This window comes from Actinomadura sp. CNU-125, from assembly GCF_001942465.1.
In the GTDB taxonomy this organism is placed as follows: Bacteria; Actinomycetota; Actinomycetes; order Streptosporangiales; family Streptosporangiaceae; genus Spirillospora.
On the sequence record NZ_MKJY01000384.1, the window covers coordinates 1 to 3850 of the forward strand.

At 76.8% G+C, this 3850-nt stretch carries 5 protein-coding genes; 4 read left to right on the plus strand and 1 reads right to left on the minus strand.

Annotated features, from left to right (window positions below; all coding sequences use genetic code 11):
• Window positions 1-170: 170 nt before the first annotated feature.
• From BJF79_RS34280 to BJF79_RS62945, 4 genes are all read left to right on the plus strand, one after another.
• Window positions 171-752: a DUF5998 family protein gene (locus tag BJF79_RS34280; RefSeq protein ID WP_075903684.1), complete on the plus strand. Its 582-nt coding sequence runs from the start codon at window positions 171-173 to the stop codon at window positions 750-752.
• Entirely contained in the window at window positions 749-1876 is a 1128-nt protein-coding gene (locus BJF79_RS34285; protein WP_075903686.1) for an alkaline phosphatase family protein, read from the plus strand. Before BJF79_RS34280 ends, BJF79_RS34285 begins: the two co-directional genes overlap by 4 nt.
• Before the next feature lie 312 nt (window positions 1877-2188).
• Entirely contained in the window at window positions 2189-2671 is a 483-nt protein-coding gene (locus BJF79_RS62940) for a sulfurtransferase (RefSeq protein ID WP_262402978.1), read from the plus strand.
• A complete protein-coding gene (locus BJF79_RS62945; protein ID WP_262402979.1) occupies window positions 2668-2790 on the plus strand; it encodes a hypothetical protein in 123 nt (40 codons plus the stop codon). The genes BJF79_RS62940 and BJF79_RS62945 overlap by 4 nt, the downstream gene beginning before the upstream one ends.
• 21 nt (window positions 2791-2811) lie before the next feature.
• On the opposite strand, the gene BJF79_RS34295 is transcribed toward BJF79_RS62945, so the two are convergent.
• Window positions 2812-3603 (minus strand): CHAT domain-containing protein, encoded by a 792-nt coding sequence (locus tag BJF79_RS34295; protein WP_262402980.1) that lies wholly within the window; start codon window positions 3601-3603, stop codon window positions 2812-2814.
• Window positions 3604-3850 lie beyond the last annotated feature (247 nt).

Genomic DNA, 3850 nt, shown 5'->3' on the forward strand with positions numbered 1-3850 from the left:
GTGCGGCCGGGCTCGTGGGATCGGGGATGTGCGGTTGGGGCGGGTGGTGTGAGGGAGGACGCACGGGGCTGTGCGTGCGGTCGGGGTTCGGGGGTGTGCGGGGACGGGGCGATTGTGCGGGCAGGGGCGGTTGTGTGCACGTGCGGGCCTGGACAAGGCAGGATGGGGCCATGAGGGAAACGCGAGCGACCGCCAATGGTCTGCGTACGGCCATCGAGCGCAGCGGCTACTACCCGGCCCTGGTCGCGGACGCGGTCGAGTCGGCCATCGGGGACGAGCCGGTCACCGCCTACGTGGTGCATCACGAGGCGACGTTCGACCCCGCGATGGAGGTCCGCCGGCATGTGACCGTGCTGGTCCTGTCCGCGAGCCGGCTGCTGGTGTGCCACACCGACGAGCACCCCCCGGGCGAGGGCATGCCCCGGCCGCACGCCTCCACGACCACCGAGGCCGTCAAGCTGGACCGCGTCCAGTCGGTGGCGGTGACGCGGGTCGTTCCCGACCCGGCGTCGTACGTGCCGGGCGTGCCGCCCACCGAGGTCGTCCTGACGATCGGGTGGGGCGCCATCGCGCACATCGATCTGGAGCCCGCGACCTGCGGCGACGAGAACTGCGAGGCCGATCACGGGTACACCGGCAGCGTCACGGCCGACGATCTGTCGCTGCGGGTGAGCGAGGCCGCGGACGGCGGCGACGCGGTGGGGCACGTGCTGGCCTTCGCGGAGGAGCTCTCCGCGGCCACCGCCCGGTGAGCGCCCCGCCGCCGCCCGTCCCGCGGTACGGGACGGGCGCACTGCCGGATCTGCCGCCGTCGGTGCTGGCGACGCTGGGCGTCCCGGGCGCGGCGAACGTGCTGGGGCTGCCGCCCGCCGCGCGCGTGTGCGTCCTGCTGATCGACGGGCTCGGCTGGGAGCAGCTGCGCGCCCACCGGGACGAGGCGCCGTTCCTCAACGCGCTGAGCGGGCGGGCGATCGACGCCGGGCTGCCGGCGACGACGGTCACCAGCATCGGGTCGCTGGGCACGGGCCTGCCGCCGGGCGGGCACGGGCTGCTCGGCCTGCAGGTGGCGGTCCCGGGGACGGGACGGCTGCTCAACCTGCTGCGGTGGCGCGACGACGCGGGGGTGGACCCCGGCGAGTTCCAGCCCGCGCCGACCGTGTACGAGCGCGCGGCGGCGGACGGCGTCGCCGTGGGGTACGTCGGGGCGCGGCATCTGCGGAACACGCCGCTGAGCCGCGCGGCGTCCCGGGGCGCCGTGTACCTTCCCGCGGACGCGCTGGGCGAGCTGGTCGGACGCACCGAGGCGGCGCTGCGGGCGGGCGACCGCGCGTACGTGACCGTCTACCACGCGGACCTGGACGCGACGGGGCACCGGCGGGGCGTCGACTCGGCCGAGTGGCGGTTCCAGCTCCGGTTCGTCGATCAGCTCGCCGAGCGGATCGCGGACGTCCTGCCCGCCGGGGCGCTGCTGTGCGTGACCGCCGACCACGGGATGGTCGACCCGGGGGAGCGGCTGGACGCCGACCGGACGCCCGCGCTGCAGGACGGCGTCGCGCTGCTCGGCGGGGACGCGCGGTGCCGGTACGTCTACGCCGAGCCGGGGGCGCGCGAGGACGTTCTCGCGGCGTGGCGGGCGGTCGTGGGCGACCGCGCCTGGGTGGTGCCGCGCGAGGAGGCGGTGGCGGACGGCTGGTTCGGGCAGGTGGCACCGGGGATGGCCGAGCGGATCGGCGACGTGGTCGTGGTGCCGCACGGCGGCCTGGCCATCGTCGCGTCCGAGCGGGAGCCGTGGCTGGAGCACATGGTCGGCATGCACGGTTCGATGATCTCGGCGGAGCGGCTGGTGCCGCTGCTGACCGCGTCCGGGCCGACATGATCGCCGGAACTGCGTAGCCTGGGTGACTGTGACGAACCAGGATTCACCTCTCCCCAACCCGGGCGACGGCGTTCAGACTGGCGGTGTGCACCCTCTCATCGACGCGCCCGCGCTGGATCGGCTGATCCGGCGGCGGGCCCCCGTGGTGCTGCTGGACGCGCGGTGGCGGCTGGCCGGACCCCCCGGGATCGAGTCCTACCGCGAGGGCCATCTGCCCGGCGCGGTCTTCGTCGACCTGGACCGGGACGCGGCCGGGCCGCCGGGCCGGGGCGGACGGCATCCGCTGCCGGCGGCGGCGACTTCGAGGCCGCGATGCGGCGCGCCGGGGTGTCGCCCGACCGCCTCGTGGTGGTGTACGACGACGCCGATTCGACGGCCGCGGCACGCGTCTGGTGGTCGCTCCGCTATTTCGGTCACGACAAGGTGCGTGTTCTGGACGGCGGTTACCGGGCCTGGACGGAGGCGGGTCTCTCGGTGACCACCGAGGAGCCGGAGATCAAACCGGGAGATTTCCTGGCGACCCCGGGCAGGCTTCCCGTCCTGGACGCCGAGGGCGCCGCGGAGCTCGCGCGCGGCGGGGTGCTGCTCGACGCGCGCAGCGCCGAGCGGTACCGGGGCGAGCAGGAGCCCGTGGATCCGGTCGCCGGGCACATTCCGGCGCCCGCAGTGCCCCGACGTCCGGGAACGTGGGTGTCGACGGACGGTTCCTGCCGCCGGGGCTGCTCCGCGAGCGGTTCGGCCAGCTCGGCGCCACGGACGCGGCCGACGTCGGCGCCTACTGCGGGTCCGGGGTGACGGCCGCCCACGAGATCCTCGCGCTGAACCTCGCGGGCATTCCCGCCGCCCTCTACGTCGGTTCCTGGTCGAACTGGGTCGCCGACCCCGCCAACCCGGTCGCCACCGGCACCGGCTGACCCCGGCGCCGCCGCCGGTCCTCAGCCGCCGCCCATGCACAGGACGCCCAGGACGCCGGGCGTGCTCGGCGCGGCGGCGAGGGCGTGCGACGGCGGCAGGCCCGCCGCGAGGCCGGTGTGGAACGCGGACATGAACGCGGGCGCCGCGGCGTCCCGGATCGGCGTCACGCTGGCGATCACGGTGGCGGTGCCGAGGGCGAGCAGGACGCCCGCCATGCCGAGGACGGCGTCGCCCTCGTCGCCGCGCCCGATGTCGCACGCGGACAGGACGACCAGGGCCGGGGGCGCGGACAGCTCGTCGAGGTCGTGGACCAGCAGCGGACCGTCGGCCAGCCGGAGCCGGGAGAACAGGGCGTTGCCCTCGCGGAACTCGCCGTGGGCCGCGAGGTGCGCGAGCGAGGCGCCGTCCAGGGCGTCCCGGACGGCTTCCGCGCGCGCCCTCGGCCCGTGCAGGACGCGCGCGTCCGGGTGCAGGCGCCGCAGGGACGCGACTTCGCGTGCGGCGTGTTCGAGGCCCGGGCCCGCGACGAGCAGGACGTGCCCGCCGGGGCGGGGCTCAGGGGACGTGCGGGCCCGCAGCCAAGCGCGCGCGGACGGGACGACCGTGACCGGACGTTCGGCCAGGGACGGGAGCGCGGGCCAGGGGAGCCCGTGCAGGGGCCCGGCGGGGGCGATGACGAGATCGCGGTCGCCGAGGACGTCGCGGAGCGGGGCCAGCAGGGTCCGGTCGAGCCGGTCGGCGGCGCCGGAGAGGGCCTCGGCCGCGTCCGGATCGTCGTCGGCGGCGAGGCGGTGGGCCGCGTAGCGGACCACGCGGACGTCGTGGCGCACGGGGTCGGCGGGCCCGAGCGGGTGCGCCGGGGCCGACCGTCGCGACCGTCACCGCGTGCAGCTCGCCGTCGATGCCGATCAGTCCGACGAGCGCCCGGTCGCCCAGCGCGCCGCGACCTCGGTGACGCCGGGCGTCCGGCCGGACGGTCCGGGCGGCGGGGGAGCGCCGCCGGGAGCGGGCGCGGACGGCGGCCTCCAGCCCGGCGAGGTCGGCCGGGCGCGGCGGCGG